This window comes from Rheinheimera hassiensis (assembly GCF_022436675.1).
In the GTDB taxonomy this organism is placed as follows: domain Bacteria; phylum Pseudomonadota; class Gammaproteobacteria; order Enterobacterales; family Alteromonadaceae; genus Alishewanella; species Alishewanella hassiensis.
The window spans coordinates 114,579-129,245 of record NZ_JAKUJZ010000003.1; the positions used below are offsets into that span (position 1 = coordinate 114,579).

Genomic DNA, 14,667 nt, shown 5'->3' on the forward strand with positions numbered 1-14,667 from the left:
AAGCACTTAATATACAGCATAAAACAGGCGGGCTATGGTTTGGCCCCCTTTTGCGCGAGCAAGAGTTTATTCTGTCAGAGGAATGTAAATCAAGTATTTTATGTTAAACAAACTTATGTAACTTTCGTTGCGCGACCGGATAAAAGCCCGCAGCCGGCCAGAGCAGCGGCCAGGACCAGGAATAGCAGAGTAGCTTCTGCAGCTTCGAGCACCCATAACGTCAGGCCCGACAGCAACAGCCAGAGCATCGGAATAAAAGTGACAAGCCACAAGCGCCAACCCCGCAGCAAAATAAGCAGCAGGCCAAGTGTCGTTATTGCTGTGGGATCAGCATGAATACCAAACACCTGCGCCTGCCACCAACTGCTGCCGCTATCTGTTGCAACAAGGAGCGGTGCAATAACAGGCTGGGCAATCAGGCCGGTAACAGCAATGGCAATACCGATTGCCACGCCAATAACAACCATGCGGCCGCCAGCGACGGGGCGTATATTAGCGGCCGATGCCTTACTTAAGCCAAAACCGGTTAACGCCAGCCATAACAGCAGTATGGCCTGAGCCAAAAAAGCATAGCCAACATAGTTACCCGCCCAGTTAAGCTGAGCATAGTGCTGGATAAAAAACACCAGCGCCACAAAGGCCCAAACCGGCGCGATTAGCAGACAAGCCAGCCTGCCACGCTGCTCATATTTCCGTACAAACAGCGCCAACACAAGTGCTGCGGCGCCCAGTGCCAGGCTAATTAAATGCAATGGCCACCAGGTTTCGCTTATACGCTCAAGCAGGCGAAAATAAACATCGGCGCTAAAGGGAATAAAATCCTGCAGCTGATAGCTGGCAAAGCTATTCATAAGGCTTCTATAAAGCGCGCCATTTGCTTACGGTCAGCCGCAGATGGCATGGGGTTAAGGCCGGCGCGCATATTTTCCTGTAAATGCTTAATTTGGGTAGTCGCCGGAATAGCGCAGCTAATAGCCGGGTGGCTAACAATAAACTTCAGCAAAAACCCTGCCCAGCTGGTGCAACCAAACTCTGCTGCCCAGCCTGGCAAAGGCTCGGCGCGCCGCTTCAGGTTTTTAATCAGACTACCGCCGTTGTAAGGTCGGTTGGCAATTACTGCTATGCCCTTCTCTGCTGCCAATGGCAGTAGCCGGTTTTCTGCCTCGCGCTCAGTAATATTATAAGTCAGTTGCACAAAGTCGATATCTTCAGAGCCCATAATCTGCTCCACCTCATCGTGCCGGCGGCCATGTGAGGTAGTAATACCGATATAGCCAACCTTGCCTGCAGCTTTTAGCGCTTGCAGCACCGCCAGATGTTCGCGCCAGTCACTCAGGTTATGTACCTGCAGTAAATTAAATTGCGGGATATTCCAGCGCTTTTGCAAATTGGCAACCTGCTCGCGCGCCGAGCCCCCGGCCGGGCTCCAGACTTTTTCAGCAGCAAACAGGTTATCGGCTAAACCCGGCTGATCAATACCAACCCGCGATAAGGCATAGCCCATTACATCGGGTGCCGAGCCATACATAGGGGATGAGTCAATCAAGCCACCACCCAGTTCAAAGAAGGTTTTTACCAGTTCAGTGCGGGCAGCAAGCAGCTTGGCATCGTTACCAACATTAAAGGTACGCCATGTCCCCATACCAATTACCGGCAGAGTTTTATTACTATTGGGAATGGTTTTTTGCCAGCGCCCGCCGCCAGCGGCAAAACCGGGGAATGCCGGTAACAAGCTGGCAGCCATAGCGGCAGCAAGTAATTTAAGGCTTTGTCTGCGGGTTGAGCGATGTACACGATGGTGCATGGTAGCGCCCCTTCAGATCATCATGGCCCGGCACGGTATGGCGCCAGGCAGCAAAATAAAGCATACCAGCCCAGCCAAACGGTGCCAACAGATGCCAACAGATGCCAAACCAGCGGCTATCGGAAAACGCTCAGGAAAAAAAGTTAAACTATTGCTTTTCTTTGCTGGCGGGATAATTAACACCAGGAAAACTACCGGCCAGCTCTTCCTCCAGTAAATTCAGTTTTTTACTGGCATCGCTATCTGATAACCCTTGATCGCGCACTTCACGCAGTATTGCTATCAGCCTGCGCCGGTAGTCCCAATGCCATTCACCACGCTGTTCCCATTTAAATGTACGCTGGAACAGTAAAACAAAAGCCGGAATAGCTGCAATAGCGGCTGTGAGCTTGGGTTGGTTATCACCAAATATCTGCGCAAAAGCCGGGTAACTGCTTGCCACAACCACCAGCAATAACAGCAGATGATTAAGTACAAAGTCAAATTTGGAGTAGCGATAGCGGGCTTTTACTTCACGTTCTATTTCTGCAACAACTGCACTTTTCTCGTCCATCGCTCGGCTCTCGTTAACAGATATTGGAAAATGTCTTGTCTGACGTGTAAACCCGAGGCGCAAAAAACAGACTTGCTCCTTTTATTCAACAAAAAATCTCGAACCCGCTTTTTGATGTTCGCTTTATTTTGTACATGGCAGAATCAGCTTGGTCGATTAATTTTTTTGCCTCTGTTGCATTATTTGGGAAAAAAGAAACCCCTACGCTACAACCTACTTTAATATTAAGTGCAGTGTCGCCTACAACAAGTGGTTTTTCTGTTGCGGCTACAATCCGCTGTGCAAGTGGTTCGACTTTAACGGGAGAAAAGTCTTCTAGTAGAAATGCAAACTCGTCGCCTCCCATGCGAAATACATTCTCACTATCTCGACTAATAGCTCTAAAACGCTGGGCTACCTGAACTAAAACTTCGTCTCCAATTGAGTGTCCATAGTTATCATTTATTTTTTTAAACCCATTTAAATCAACCAAATAAAGTGCTAAGACACTACCACTGTGCCTATTTGCTCGGGCCATTGCTCTATCTAACATCTCGTTAAATGCCGCCCGATTGTAGAGGCCTGTCAAAGAATCATGCATAGCTCTGTAGAGCACTTCGTCTTCTTGGCGAAGTCTCTCTGTAATGTCTCTTGCAATTGCATACAGATTAACGATTCCTGAGCTTACAGACGGACAAACCCACTCAATGTAGTGCCAAGACCCGTCTGCATGAAGATATCGATTTCTAAAGTAAACTGCATTTTCATGTCCCTGAGCCAACTTTTGGTGTAGATCTATTGTTTTTTGTTGATCTTCAGGGTGAATGAAATCAAAAATAGGTCGCGATGATAATTCTTCCTCTGAGTAGCCTAAGGCTTTAGCAAAAGCAGGGTTGACCCGTTTAAAAAAACCTTCTCTACTCGCAACACAAAGCATTTCGCTAGAATTTTGAAAAAACCAATCCCACTCTGCGAGTAATTTCTTATGGTTGCTAATTTCGGAAACAAGTTCTTCTGAAAGAACTTTATATTTGCCACACAAACTCTCTAGTTCACCGAGGCGTTTTTCCAATCTATCTAATTCCTGAACTTGTTTTCGTAATTCATCGAGTTCATTTGCCTGCTCTCTAAAGACATCGACATGCATAAATGTTCCGGTTGCAGTCATTTGCATTGTTATGATAGTAGCACAACGTAGAAGTTTAACATTTTAAGTGGTTGGCTGATCTACCTGCGAGGTGCCGCAATTGGAACAAACCAGCTGTTCCTCTAGTTTCCTTTTAAATTGGCAATAGCCAGTTGCTGCTGGCTGATGCTGAATTTCTTCAGCTTAATGGTTTCGCTTAGTTGCCGGCTATCAACCCGAAACTTGAGTAGTTTGCTTTTGGGGCATAAGTTAAACTCGGAAATGTCACTCCAGTAGTAAAATCGCTACTGACTGCACAACCACCTAGTGCAATACCCTCAGTATTCGCCCTAAATTGCCTGGGTTGCTTTACGCCTATCGAAATGAACAAAAAGCTAGTGTTGGTATGTTAATAACTGCCTCAATTCTGTGGCCATCAGGATCTATCAGATATGCTGCGTAATAGTTTGGCCCGTATTCCAGCCGCAGTCCTGGTTGCCCATTATCATGACCGCCAACAATAAGTGCTGTTGCGTGAAAAACGTCTACTGCCGTTCTTGATGGTGCAGAAAAGGCCAAGTGAAATCCCTCACCGGGTGGCAACGGATCCGTCTCAAGATTTAGCAGGAACATATCTTGGTTATCAATCAAACCATAACCTATTGATTCGTCGCCATCAAACACCCGGCGAAAACCAAGTGCGCCCAGGGCAGCGTCGTAGAAAGCGCCGGATAACTCCAAGTTACGAACGCCAAAAGAGATGTGATGAAGCATAATGGTTTAGCGCTCAGGTAGCCGGCCGCCAAGCCGGGATTGATTTTGTGCGAATATGCTCGTAGCACCACATAAAAGCAAGTACGGTGTGCAGACAATCATTCAACCGGATAAAACCAGGCGTTGACTATTAAGCCATCTTGTACTTCATACACCACCATTACTTCATACGGCTGTTCGGTTAAACCGTATACCCTTTCGTGGTCGATAACCTTATTACCCACCACCATTCGCTGCAGCACTTCGGCTCGCATTGCGGCTATGGTAAAGCGCTCGGTTTTGTAAAACGCTTCCAGTGCGTCGTGGCCTGTTAAAGCAGGTTCTGTTGCCGGCATACGGTAAATAGCAATATCGCTGTGGTAACAGCTGATAAAAGCAGCGAGATCTTTAGCGTTATAAGCATCCAACTGACGTTGTACCGGGGCTGTATTATTAGTCATGTTGTTTAAACTCTATGCCAAAACGCTTGGCTAAATGCTGCAGGCTTTTGTCTTGTGTCCAAAGTGTTGTACCCGGAGTTAATAAGGTGGCACAAAGCAATATTATATCGACCGAACCGCAACCCTGATTGAAGAGTTTCTCACGTTCAATAAAATCAGCAACTTCCTGTAAAGACGGCTGCTGAGCCTGACGTAACAACCGCAACGCTGCTAATGTGCGCTGGCGAGGAGCCGGTGGTGTACCACAGGCCAGCTCTAGTACGATAAGTGGATGAGTTAAAATTTGATCCGCCTGCAGCAACTTTGTCAGCGCCGCATTGTGATGCCGAAAATGACTAACCCAGACAGAGGTATCAACTAATACGCTCATGCCCCGGCAGGCTCAGCACGCCGCCGTTTAGGTTGTTGCATATCAGGTGCGGTACCGCCCAGTGCTGCCAGTCGACGGGCTGCTTGCACCCGAATATAGGTTTTAATCGCCTCACGAAACAACTCAGCTTTATCCATATCCGGCTCAGCTAACGCCAACGCCTGCTGATATAACTCGTCATCAATCGTTACTGTGGTACGCATATCAACCTCAACATCAGATAAAGCACAAGTATGCATCAAAATTGGCATCTTCACCAATTATGCTGCGCTAATTAACCGCGTGAAATTACTTATTCCAGTATTTTGCACATAAACAAACTATTGGGATCGTCGGTGTAATCAGCAAAAGGGCCGCAGTAGTGAAAGCCAGCGCTTTGGTACAAGGTGCGGGCTGGCAGGAAGAAGTCCATTGAGCCGGTTTCCAGATACAGCTTACTCATACCGCTTTGCCGTACTTCGGCCAGTAAAAACTGTAACAAGGCGCGCCCTACTCCCTTACCCCGCGCTTCGGGCGCGGTGCGCATCGATTTAATCTCGCCCATATCAGCACTGTGTTGTTTTAACGCCACACAGCCGAGCAAGGTATCATTTTGCCAGGCAGTCCAGAAGCGGATATCTGCCGCTTTTAACTTACTGATATCCAGTGCATGCACGCTCTCCGGTGGCGAGGTGGCATACATATCGGCCAAATGGCCTTCAAGTAACGCGATTACAGCAGCAGATTCCAGCTTATCGGCAATGATCTTCATGATGTTTTTACTTTAGTCAGAAAAATAATCTGTTTTTGGTTTTACTCTTGCGGCATTACCCGGTTACGGCCAGCGCGCTTGGCTTCATACATTGCAACATCTGCCTTACGTACAGCAGCGTCGGCATCGGTATCGTCTGTGGCTGAAGATGCGACACCAATACTGATAGTAACCTGACCGACAGTGTTAAATTGCTGCTGTGCTATCTGGCGGCAGAGTTTATTTGCCATGGTAACGGCACCAGATTGCTCTGTGGCAGGCAGGATAACAATAAACTCCTCGCCACCATAACGGGCAACAAAATCGCTTTCGCGGATAGCCTGCTGCAGTAATTTAGCAACTTGCTGAATAACCTGATCGCCGGTTTCATGGCCAAACTGGTCATTAATGTGTTTAAAGTGATCAATGTCTATCAGCAGTACAGCATAACGAAGGCTGCGGCGTTTTGCTGTGACAAATTCTGCCTGCAGCCGCTCATCAGCAGCTCGTCTGTTGCAAATACCGGTCAAAGCATCTTTACGGCTTAGCTCCTGCAACCTGGCATTAGCGCGCTCTAAATCTGCTGTGCGTGTTGCTACCTGCTGCTCCAATGTAATATTGGCCTGCAACAATGCCTGGCGCTTGGCTGCCATTTTAACCATCATGCTGCTAAGGGCGCTGCTGAGATAACGTATTTCTGTCAGCTTGCTGCTAACGTTAAACACCACATTTTCGCTTCCCTGCGCCACTTTAGCCGCCAGACTGGCCAGTTGCTCAACGGGACGGCTAAAGTGGCTGGCAAGCCGGTATGCCAGCACCATTGCCAGCACTAAAGTAATGGCGCCATACCACAAAAGCTGGCGGTTAAGCTTGGCTACCGGTGCCAGCGCCAGCGCTGCTGGTTGACGCAAAATAAGCTGCCAGCCCAGATCATCGCCAAACCGGGTGCTAATACGAATACGGCTGGTAAGGTATTGTTTATCTGCCCAATCTATCAATGCCACTTGCCCCGCCGGTGGCAGATCAGCCGGTACCGCCAACTGGCCTATATATTCGTACGGATGTAACCAGTGCCCGGCACTGCCAAGAATTAGCAGCTCTACTCCGCTATTGGCGGCATCAGCGGTAAGCACAGAACTGAGCACATCATGCACCCAGCTCCAGTGTACATGGGTAGCCACCACACCACGGATGCTATTATCTGTGCCATGCACCGGTGCGGCAAAGTCGACAAAACGCAGTGGCTCGTTGCTGCTTTGCAACGGCAGCAGCCTGGCCAGCAATACCGCTTCGTGCACATCACCAACAAAACTGCGCTGTAAACCGCCACTAAACCAGGGGCGCTGCGCCACATTCTGGTTCAACAGCAAGCCGTCTGTGGCCTGTAGCACAGTGCCATCTGGTGCGGCCAACCCAATCCAGGCGTAAAACGGATACGACTGGCGGATATTGTCCAGCAATTGCTGTACTTCAGCGCCCTGTAAATCACCGGATTTAAGTAAATGGCTTTTACTTAGCAGCCGTATTTCGCGCTCACGCTCAGCCAGCGTTCTGCTGATCAACATAGCGGCCGAATTACCGGTGCTATACAGCGCATCACCAGCGGCTTTAGCCAAAGTAACTGAGGCAAGGCGATCTAAATAAGCCGTTAAACCGATACTTACCGCTAAAAACAGGCTGCCGAATAACAGAACCAGTCTTGCGTGGAAACTATTAAATTGTTTCATTAACCATTCACTGTGTGCTCTGGCCGAAAGTTTTTTGTTACCAGAAAGCCCATTACAACACCGGCGCCAGCCGTTTTTGTACGTCGGCCAGCTCTTGATTATAGCTGCTGATATAAGGCAGTTCGGCAGCACTGGCGGCTAATTTTAATGCATAGCCGCGCTCGATATTGCACACTATGGCTAATGCCTCTGCCATCCGGCCGCTGTTACAGCTGATGGCCTGCTTGATGTCAGGGTTAATATTTAAATGCTGTAAAAAGCGGTCAGACTCTATGCCAAACAACATGTCCGAGCCCGAAATTAACGCGGCGAGAAAATACTGATGGCACTGCTCGTTGCTAAGTTGCCACAGTTTGGCAATACGCTGTGCGGTGTACGCGCGGGTTAGTACCGTTATCGCTGCAGTTGGTGCGGTATTGTTAAGTACGGCATACATTAGCACCCATTTGCGGGCCAGCTCCAGCCCAAGCCGGGTAATCATTTCTTTTACCGAGCTCACTTCGCGCGTTTTACGGTACAGCGGGCTGTTCACAATTTTCAGCATGCCCATCACTATGGCCGGTTCGTCCTGCAGCAATAAAACCAGTTGGTTAATGTCTGGCTCGTCGGCAAACAGGCAGCCGATAATTTCTGCCAGTCGCAGTACGCTGGGTTCAATTTTTTTACCAGCGATCAGTAAGGGTTTAGCTAAAAAATAGCCCTGAAATAACTCGCAGCCCAGTGCTTTAAAGGCAATAAACTGTTGTTCGGTTTCTACCTTTTCAGCCAGCCAAACCAGCCCCGGCCTGCTGTACTGCGCTTTATAACGCTCTACTTCAGCCAGGCTGCTGTTTAGCACATCTATTTTGATAATATCGGCCAGCTCCAGCAATGGCTGCCAGGCATCGCTGAACTCAAAATCGTCCAGAGCAAAACGAAAGCCCTGCTGCTTAAAACTGACAACAGCGGCAATAAATTCGGCAGTGGGCTCAATGCGTTCAATCAGCTCTATGACCACCTGCGAAGGATCAAGCGGCAAAAAGCTGCGTGACAGTAAAAACTGGGCGCACACATTAATAAATACCGGCGCACGGTATTGCTCAATTTGCTCGGTGATGCCGCTGCACAGGTTGTACAGCAGTTCAGTGGTGGCTTTAACATCACCCAATTGAAGCGCGGTAACACCGGTGTCGCTGCGATACAGCAGCTCTACTGCGTAGCGTTGTTTATTGCAATTAAAAATAGGCTGGGCGGCAAACAGGCTTTGTAAATCTTTGCTACAACTAATATTTTGATTGTGTCTGCTCACGTACTGTCCTTACAGCTAAACAGTTACAGTTGGTAAAGGCCAATATAAAGCCAGTAGTACAGGCTGTCTAGCTGCACGAGTTAATCAAAATTTACCTTTAACCAGCTATTGGCTTCACTTTGTTACAGAGTTATCGTATAACTCTGTAAAACACTTTTAAAATGTTGGGAAAACTCGCAAAAATCGTCAGCCAGTCACAGTTAACTTTTAAATTTAAAATAATAACAGAGCTCGATACCTGAGCTATGGTTATGCCATAGCCCGATAAATTATTACCACCCTGATTATACAAGAGCACGACTATGAAGCTACTGATTGAAAAAGCAACAAATTTACCCAGCATTCCCAAAGTAGTACAAGAGCTAATCGCCAGCTTTAATAACCCCGATATTACCAGTGGCCATATTGCGACTATCTTAAGCAACGATCAGGCGTTAACCGCTAAAGTGCTGCGTATGGCTAACTCGGTACGTTATGGTGGTCACCGCAAGGTAGGTTCAGTGAAAGATGCCGTACTGATTTTGGGTTTTAACTCGTTACGCACTCTGGTGTTGTCAGTCGGTTTTTCATCAGCATTAAAAGGCCCGGAAGCATTTAATCTGGAAGCTTTCTGGTTAAAATCGTTTAAAGTCGCTAACCGCTGCAAATGGTTGGCAAAGTCGTTTAAGGTAGATGCCGAGATTGCCTACACTTGCGGCTTGTTGCATGCGATCGGCGAGTATCTTATCCATCTGGTAAAGCCAGAAGAAGCTATTGCTATCGATAAACGGGTTAACACCGGAGAAAGCCGGTCTCGCCTTGAGCAGCAACTGCTGGGATTTGATTACACCCAGGCCGGTGCCGAACTGGCTGATTACTGGCATTTTCCGCAGGACATTGTCAGCGCTATCCGCTACCAGGAAAACCCGGCTGCAGCACCTGAACTGTCGGCTTACGCCGTATGCATCCATATTGCCCAATATATGCTGGACAATGAACGTAGTATTGCCCAAAGTAATTTTGATGGCTTCCCGGCAAAATTAGTGCACTCGTTACACCTGACTTTATCTGAACTGTTTGCCCGGCTGGAAAAAACACCTGCCCTGGATGAAGGCATTGAAGAGTTTCTTCACTAGAACTGATTAGCAACAGTAAAAACTGCCTCACACATGCCGGCACCGTTTATCCAGGCATGTTTAGCGGGGCAGTTTTTTATGCTTTGCATCAGGTTCTGCTAGCCCACGCTACAATAACGCCTTGATTGCACTGTTCAAACCCTGCAGCGTAAGAGCAAACATACGCTTTTGTAGCAACTGCTCTATCATGCCAATAGAATAATACTGCCCCCACCATGCCAGTGGCTGCGGGTTTAGCCACACCGCTTTGGGATATTGCGTTAATAAGCGCTGCAGCCATACCTTGCCGGGCAGCTCGTTGTAGTGCTCAACACTGCCGCCAGGGTAGTCAATCTCATATGGGCCCATAGTGGCATCACCGACAAAGATCAGTTTGTAGTCGCTACCGTAGGTATGAATAATATCGTCTACTTTTATCTGCTCGGTATAACGGCGTTTGTTGTCGCGCCACACGCCTTCATACACACAGTTATGAAAGTAGAAAAATTCCAGATGTTTAAACTCGGTTTTAACAGCGGCAAACAGTTTCTGGCATTGCTCAATATGGTCATCCATTGAGCCACCCACATCAAAAAACACCAGCAGTTTAATGGCGTTGTGCCGCTCGCGCATAAAGCGTAAATCCAGCCAACCGGCCTGCTCAGACGTAGCCTGAATAGTGCCGTGTAAATCCAGCTCGGTTTCCGCGCCGCTGCGGGCAAATTTACGCAGCTGTTTCAGTGCCAGTTTAATACTGCGGTTGTTAAGCTCGCTGTCGGTGTCCAGGTCTTTAAACTCGCGTTTATCCCACACCTTTACCGCACGGCCCGCACCACTGCCCTGCTGGCCTATGCGCACGCCTTCGGGGTTGTAACCATAAGCACCAAAAGGAGACGTGCCGCCGGTACCTATCCACTTATTGCCACCGCTATGCTTTTTTTGCTGCTCGGCTAAGCGCTCACGCAGGGTTTGCAGCAGTTTATCCAGCCCTCCCAACGCTAGCAGTTTGGCTTTATCTTCGTCAGTAAGCTTGCGCAGCACTTCGGGCACCAGCCAGTCCGGCGGTATGCTGGCGGCGATGTCTACTTCTGCTACCCCCTCAAAGTAATCAGCAAAGGCACGGTCGAACTTATCGTATTGGGTTTCATCTTTTACCAGACACAGCCTGGCTAACTGGTAAAAAGCCTCAGTGTCAGCGAAAATCACCTGCTGTTTAACTGCATTAAGCAAGTCCAGCAGTTCGGTAATGCTGGTTTTTAAGCCGTATTTGCGTAGCGTAAAAAAGAAGTCAATTAGCATGTGCTGGTTCCGCTGTGCTGTTCCCGCTGCGGCTCACAACACTTGCCCCGGCTCGTCGCAGCAACTCGCTCGGGCTGGCGCCCTCGCTCAGACACTCTGCGTCGACCGGAACAAGGTTCTGATCCTTCGCTGGCATAATTGTCGCAGCCGATCGAGGCGAATAAAATTCCTAACACAAGCATCCTTTAGCGCCCTTGCCTTTTTGCCAAAAACGCCAGCTTCTCTACCAGGCTAAGATCCTGCTCGTTTTTCAGCAAGGCACCAAACATCGGCATTAAGCCGCCCTTGTGCTGTTTGTCGATGAGTACTTCTGGCGGAATATCTTCGGCCAGCAACAACTTTAACCAGTCGAGCAGCTCTGACGTTGACGGCTTTTTCTTTAAACCCGGTAATTCGCGCAGCTCAAAAAACGCCTCCAGCGCCACATTTAACAGCTGCTGCTGAATATGCGGGAAATGCACGGCGACAATAGCGTGCAAGGTATCAGCATCGGGGAAACGGATATAGTGGAAAAAGCAGCGGCGCAAAAAGGCATCCGGCAGCTCTTTTTCGTTATTTGAAGTGATGATCACTATCGGCCGCTGAACGGCACTTATTTGCTCGCCGGTTTCGTGCACGTAAAACGCCATTCGGTCCAGTTCGTGCAGTAAATCATTGGGAAATTCGATATCGGCTTTGTCTATTTCATCAATCAGCAGCACCGGGCGTTTAGCCGCGGTGAAAGCCTGCCATAGTTTGCCGGGGCGGATATAGTTATTAATATCCTGCACTTTGTCGCTGCCCAGTTGGCTGTCGCGCAGGCGGGACACCGCATCGTATTCGTACAGGCCATGCTGCGCCTTGGTGGTTGACTTGATATGCCACTGGATCAGCTCGGTGCCGAGGCTTTGGGACAGTTCTTCTGCCAGCCGCGTTTTACCGGTGCCCGGCTCGCCTTTTATCAGCAGCGGTTTTTCCAGCGTTACGGCGGCATTTACTGCTAATGCCAGTTCATCAGACACTATATAGTTGTCGGTGCTTACAAAGGCCATTCTACCCTCTATGTTTAGTGTTCAAACCTGCTCTTTTTACAACCTGGCAGGCTTGTGGTGAAACGTAATATCTTATAGCCAAAAGCTACTGTAATTTTTGCCACGCTGGCGTATTCTTATAACCAATTTATCGTAAACGGAGTTTTTTTATGGCAAACGTCTATGCAGACAACTCATTGTCTATCGGCCGCACCCCGCTGGTCAAACTAAACCGGACTATTGAAGGCGGCGCTAATGTGTACGCCAAAATTGAAGCTCGCAACCCCAGCTTCAGCGTAAAGTGCCGTTTAGGTGCTGCATTAATTTGGGACGCCGAGAAAAAAGGCACCTTAACGGCTGACAAAGAAATTGTCGAACCTACCTCAGGCAATACCGGTATTGCCCTGGCGTTTGTTGCTGCCAGCCGTGGCTATAAGCTTACCCTGACCATGCCTGCCACCATGAGCCTGGAGCGACGCAAGCTGCTAAAAGCCTTGGGTGCTAATTTAGTGTTGACCGAAGGCCCTAAGGGCATGAAAGGCGCAATTGAAAAAGCTAAAGAAATTCAGGCGTCTAACCCGGATAAATATTTAATTTTGGGCCAGTTTGAAAACCCGGCCAACCCGCAAATTCATTTTGATACCACCGGGCCGGAAATTTTTAATGATTTAGACGGTAAAGTGGATATTTTTATCGCCGGTGTCGGCACCGGCGGCACCATCACCGGTGTTAGCCGTTATCTGAAAAACGAGAAGAAGTTGCCGTTATTAACCGTAGCGGTAGAGCCGGCGGAATCACCGGTGATTACTCAGGCCAAAGCCGGTGAAGAGTTAAAACCCGGCCCGCATAAAATTCAGGGCATTGGTGCAGGTTTTATTCCGGGCAACCTGGATTTAGCACAGGTAGATGAAGTTGAGCGCGTTACCAGCGATGAGGCCATTGCCGGCGCACTGCGCTTAATGCGTGAAGAAGGTATTCTGGCCGGTATCTCATCTGGCGCAGCCCTGGTAGCCGCGCAGCGCCTGGCCGCAAAACCGGAAAATGCCGGCAAAAACATTGTCGTGATCCTGGCCAGTGCCGCAGAGCGTTACTTAACCAGCCCGTTGTTTGCCAGTGTATTTACCGAGCAGGAATTACAAGCCTAATCAGCATGATGAACGCTATTAAGGGCTGCGGTTGCAGCCCTTTTCTTTACAGTCAGAGAAAAAAAAGCCACACTGGGTGCTGATTTTTTACCGGATGCCACAGATGAAGCTACGCTGGATACTGCCACTTTTGCTGTTACTGGTTGCCTGCAGCGAGAGCACGCCCAAGGTAAATGCCCAGTGGGGTACACCGGAATATATTGCCACCCAGTTTTTTCATGCCCTGTATAACGACAAAGATCTGGAAAAAGCCAAGCAGCTAAGTACCGAAGATTACGCTGCGTTAATGGAATCTTACGGCAGTGTGCGCCAGGTTAACCGCACCCTGATGAATATGTCGTTTGATAGTGTGGAAGTGCGCGTTAACCGCAGTGGCGGAAACCTGCGTGAGCAATATGAAAATGAAGCAAAAATTGCCATTTTGCTTACCGGCCCCTATGACGGTAAGCAAGTTGACGAACTGCGGGTGGTTGAAGTGATTAAGCATAATAACCGCTGGCTGGTTAAAACCGTGCAGGTAGATAAATTCAGCAGCAGTGCACGCTAAATTTAAGCCACAACACTTAATTTAAACCATCAGCCCTAACGCTGAAAAAATGCCGCGATGCGCTGCTGGCATTCGTCACTGTTAAGCAAGCGCTGAAACTGCACCAGCTCTGTAGCAATGGTTTCCAGCGTTAGCGGCTGTGCATTACGTTTTAACAGCGCTTTACTGCTTTGCACCGCATCGGCTGGCAGCGCCGCCAGCTTCAGCGCTTTTTCCAGCGCCAGCGCACACACTTCAGTATTGGTTACCACCTGATTAACCAGGCCCATCTGTGCTGCCTCGGCTGCACCAAAGGCTTCACCAAGCAATAAATACTGCGCAGCACGCTGATACCCCGCCAGATTTGGTAACAACACACTGGAGCCTGCTTCCGGACATAAACCCAGTTGGGTAAACGGCAGCTGAAAACGGGCATTGTCAGCGGCATAGACTAAATCGCAGTGCAGCAACACAGTAGTGCCAATCCCAATGGCTAACCCGCCTACAGCAGCCACCACCGGTTTAGGAAACTGAGCCAGAATATATAAAAACTGCACCGTCGGATGCTGGCTGTTTAACTCGCCAGCGCCGATAAAATCCTGCAGGTCATTGCCGGCACTAAAGCAGTCGGTGCTGCCCTGCAGCAGCACTACCTTGATTGCAGGATCGGTTGCTGCCTGCATCAGGGCGCTGTTAAGGTCGCGGTACATCTGCTGGCTAAGGGCATTCTTTTTTTGTGGCCGGTTCAGGCTAAGCTGCAGCACGCCCTGGGTGGTTTGTTGGGTAATGTCACTCATAAATT

At 48.9% G+C, this 14,667-nt stretch carries 17 protein-coding genes; 3 read left to right on the forward strand and 14 right to left on the reverse strand.

All coding sequences use genetic code 11. From position 1 onward, the window contains the following. Positions 1–113 precede the first annotated feature (113 nt). The 11 genes from MJX74_RS06420 to MJX74_RS06470 all read right to left on the reverse strand — a co-directional run bounded on the left by MJX74_RS06420 (position 114) and on the right by MJX74_RS06470 (position 8,791). Positions 114–851, reverse strand: a complete 738-nt coding sequence (locus MJX74_RS06420) for an MFS transporter permease (protein WP_240221818.1) — start codon at positions 849–851, stop codon at positions 114–116. Next, the gene (locus MJX74_RS06425; protein WP_240221820.1) at positions 848–1,804 is read right to left on the reverse strand and encodes an aldo/keto reductase; all 957 of its coding nucleotides are present in this window, start codon (positions 1,802–1,804) and stop codon (positions 848–850) included. Before MJX74_RS06425 ends, MJX74_RS06420 begins: the two co-directional genes overlap by 4 nt. Before the next feature lie 148 nt (positions 1,805–1,952). Further along, entirely contained in the window at positions 1,953–2,357 is a 405-nt protein-coding gene (locus tag MJX74_RS06430) for a hypothetical protein (protein WP_240221822.1), read from the reverse strand. 85 nt (positions 2,358–2,442) lie between these two features. Then, positions 2,443–3,483 (reverse strand): sensor domain-containing diguanylate cyclase, encoded by a 1,041-nt coding sequence (locus MJX74_RS06435; RefSeq protein ID WP_240221824.1) that lies wholly within the window; start codon positions 3,481–3,483, stop codon positions 2,443–2,445. Between the two features lie 354 nt (positions 3,484–3,837). After that, positions 3,838–4,236, reverse strand: coding sequence for a VOC family protein (locus MJX74_RS06440; protein ID WP_240221827.1), 399 nt, complete (start codon positions 4,234–4,236; stop codon positions 3,838–3,840). Between the two features lie 98 nt (positions 4,237–4,334). Then, positions 4,335–4,676, reverse strand: a complete 342-nt coding sequence (locus tag MJX74_RS06445; RefSeq protein ID WP_240221829.1) for a nuclear transport factor 2 family protein — start codon at positions 4,674–4,676, stop codon at positions 4,335–4,337. Further along, the gene (locus tag MJX74_RS06450; RefSeq protein ID WP_240221831.1) at positions 4,669–5,046 is read right to left on the reverse strand and encodes a type II toxin-antitoxin system VapC family toxin; all 378 of its coding nucleotides are present in this window, start codon (positions 5,044–5,046) and stop codon (positions 4,669–4,671) included. The genes MJX74_RS06445 and MJX74_RS06450 overlap by 8 nt, the downstream gene beginning before the upstream one ends. After that, positions 5,043–5,249: a type II toxin-antitoxin system VapB family antitoxin gene (locus MJX74_RS06455; protein WP_166840850.1), complete on the reverse strand. Its 207-nt coding sequence runs from the start codon at positions 5,247–5,249 to the stop codon at positions 5,043–5,045. The genes MJX74_RS06450 and MJX74_RS06455 overlap by 4 nt, the downstream gene beginning before the upstream one ends. An 89-nt stretch (positions 5,250–5,338) precedes the next feature. Further along, the gene (locus MJX74_RS06460) at positions 5,339–5,797 is read right to left on the reverse strand and encodes a GNAT family N-acetyltransferase (RefSeq protein WP_240221833.1); all 459 of its coding nucleotides are present in this window, start codon (positions 5,795–5,797) and stop codon (positions 5,339–5,341) included. Positions 5,798–5,838: 41 nt separating this feature from the next. Further along, complete coding sequence (locus MJX74_RS06465; RefSeq protein WP_240221835.1) at positions 5,839–7,503, reverse strand: sensor domain-containing diguanylate cyclase; 1,665 nt, start codon at positions 7,501–7,503, stop codon at positions 5,839–5,841. Between the two features lie 52 nt (positions 7,504–7,555). Then, the gene (locus tag MJX74_RS06470) at positions 7,556–8,791 is read right to left on the reverse strand and encodes an EAL and HDOD domain-containing protein (RefSeq protein WP_240221837.1); all 1,236 of its coding nucleotides are present in this window, start codon (positions 8,789–8,791) and stop codon (positions 7,556–7,558) included. A 302-nt stretch (positions 8,792–9,093) separates the two neighbouring features. On the opposite strand from MJX74_RS06470, the gene MJX74_RS06475 reads away from it, so the two are divergent. Next, complete coding sequence (locus MJX74_RS06475; RefSeq protein ID WP_240221839.1) at positions 9,094–9,906, forward strand: HDOD domain-containing protein; 813 nt, start codon at positions 9,094–9,096, stop codon at positions 9,904–9,906. Between the two features lie 108 nt (positions 9,907–10,014). Here the strand turns inward: MJX74_RS06475 and MJX74_RS06480 are convergent, their stop codons facing one another. Further along, positions 10,015–11,184 (reverse strand): vWA domain-containing protein, encoded by a 1,170-nt coding sequence (locus tag MJX74_RS06480; RefSeq protein ID WP_240221841.1) that lies wholly within the window; start codon positions 11,182–11,184, stop codon positions 10,015–10,017. A gap of 185 nt (positions 11,185–11,369) precedes the next feature. Continuing rightward, entirely contained in the window at positions 11,370–12,215 is an 846-nt protein-coding gene (locus MJX74_RS06485; RefSeq protein ID WP_240221843.1) for an AAA family ATPase, read from the reverse strand. 149 nt (positions 12,216–12,364) lie between these two features. On the opposite strand from MJX74_RS06485, the gene cysK reads away from it, so the two are divergent. Beyond that, a complete protein-coding gene (gene cysK / locus MJX74_RS06490; RefSeq protein ID WP_240221845.1) occupies positions 12,365–13,339 on the forward strand; it encodes a cysteine synthase A in 975 nt (324 codons plus the stop codon). 103 nt (positions 13,340–13,442) lie between these two features. Continuing rightward, positions 13,443–13,886 carry a hypothetical protein gene (locus MJX74_RS06495; protein WP_240221847.1) on the forward strand — a complete coding sequence of 148 codons (444 nt, stop codon included), beginning with the start codon at positions 13,443–13,445 and terminating at the stop codon, positions 13,884–13,886. Between the two features lie 35 nt (positions 13,887–13,921). On the opposite strand, the gene MJX74_RS06500 is transcribed toward MJX74_RS06495, so the two are convergent. Beyond that, positions 13,922–14,662 carry an enoyl-CoA hydratase gene (locus tag MJX74_RS06500; RefSeq protein ID WP_240221849.1) on the reverse strand — a complete coding sequence of 247 codons (741 nt, stop codon included), beginning with the start codon at positions 14,660–14,662 and terminating at the stop codon, positions 13,922–13,924. Between the last annotated feature and the right edge of the window lie 5 nt (positions 14,663–14,667).

Bases quoted from the DNA above. Each gene is read 5' to 3' on its own strand.
- MJX74_RS06420 (WP_240221818.1), bottom strand. From the start codon at position 851: ATGAATAGCTTTGCCAGCTATCAGCTGCAGGATTTTATTCCCTTTAGC.
- MJX74_RS06460 (WP_240221833.1), bottom strand. From the start codon at position 5,797: ATGAAGATCATTGCCGATAAGCTGGAATCTGCTGCTGTAATCGCGTTA.
- MJX74_RS06475 (WP_240221839.1), top strand. From the start codon at position 9,094: ATGAAGCTACTGATTGAAAAAGCAACAAATTTACCCAGCATTCCCAAA.
- MJX74_RS06465 (WP_240221835.1), bottom strand. From the start codon at position 7,503: ATGAAACAATTTAATAGTTTCCACGCAAGACTGGTTCTGTTATTCGGC.
- cysK (WP_240221845.1), top strand. From the start codon at position 12,365: ATGGCAAACGTCTATGCAGACAACTCATTGTCTATCGGCCGCACCCCG.
- MJX74_RS06455 (WP_166840850.1), bottom strand. From the start codon at position 5,249: ATGCGTACCACAGTAACGATTGATGACGAGTTATATCAGCAGGCGTTG.
- MJX74_RS06445 (WP_240221829.1), bottom strand. From the start codon at position 4,676: ATGACTAATAATACAGCCCCGGTACAACGTCAGTTGGATGCTTATAAC.
- MJX74_RS06425 (WP_240221820.1), bottom strand. From the start codon at position 1,804: ATGCACCATCGTGTACATCGCTCAACCCGCAGACAAAGCCTTAAATTA.
- MJX74_RS06440 (WP_240221827.1), bottom strand. From the start codon at position 4,236: ATGCTTCATCACATCTCTTTTGGCGTTCGTAACTTGGAGTTATCCGGC.
- MJX74_RS06450 (WP_240221831.1), bottom strand. From the start codon at position 5,046: ATGAGCGTATTAGTTGATACCTCTGTCTGGGTTAGTCATTTTCGGCAT.
- MJX74_RS06495 (WP_240221847.1), top strand. From the start codon at position 13,443: ATGAAGCTACGCTGGATACTGCCACTTTTGCTGTTACTGGTTGCCTGC.
- MJX74_RS06430 (WP_240221822.1), bottom strand. From the start codon at position 2,357: ATGGACGAGAAAAGTGCAGTTGTTGCAGAAATAGAACGTGAAGTAAAA.
- MJX74_RS06500 (WP_240221849.1), bottom strand. From the start codon at position 14,662: ATGAGTGACATTACCCAACAAACCACCCAGGGCGTGCTGCAGCTTAGC.
- MJX74_RS06435 (WP_240221824.1), bottom strand. From the start codon at position 3,483: ATGCATGTCGATGTCTTTAGAGAGCAGGCAAATGAACTCGATGAATTA.
- MJX74_RS06485 (WP_240221843.1), bottom strand. From the start codon at position 12,215: ATGGCCTTTGTAAGCACCGACAACTATATAGTGTCTGATGAACTGGCA.
- MJX74_RS06480 (WP_240221841.1), bottom strand. From the start codon at position 11,184: ATGCTAATTGACTTCTTTTTTACGCTACGCAAATACGGCTTAAAAACC.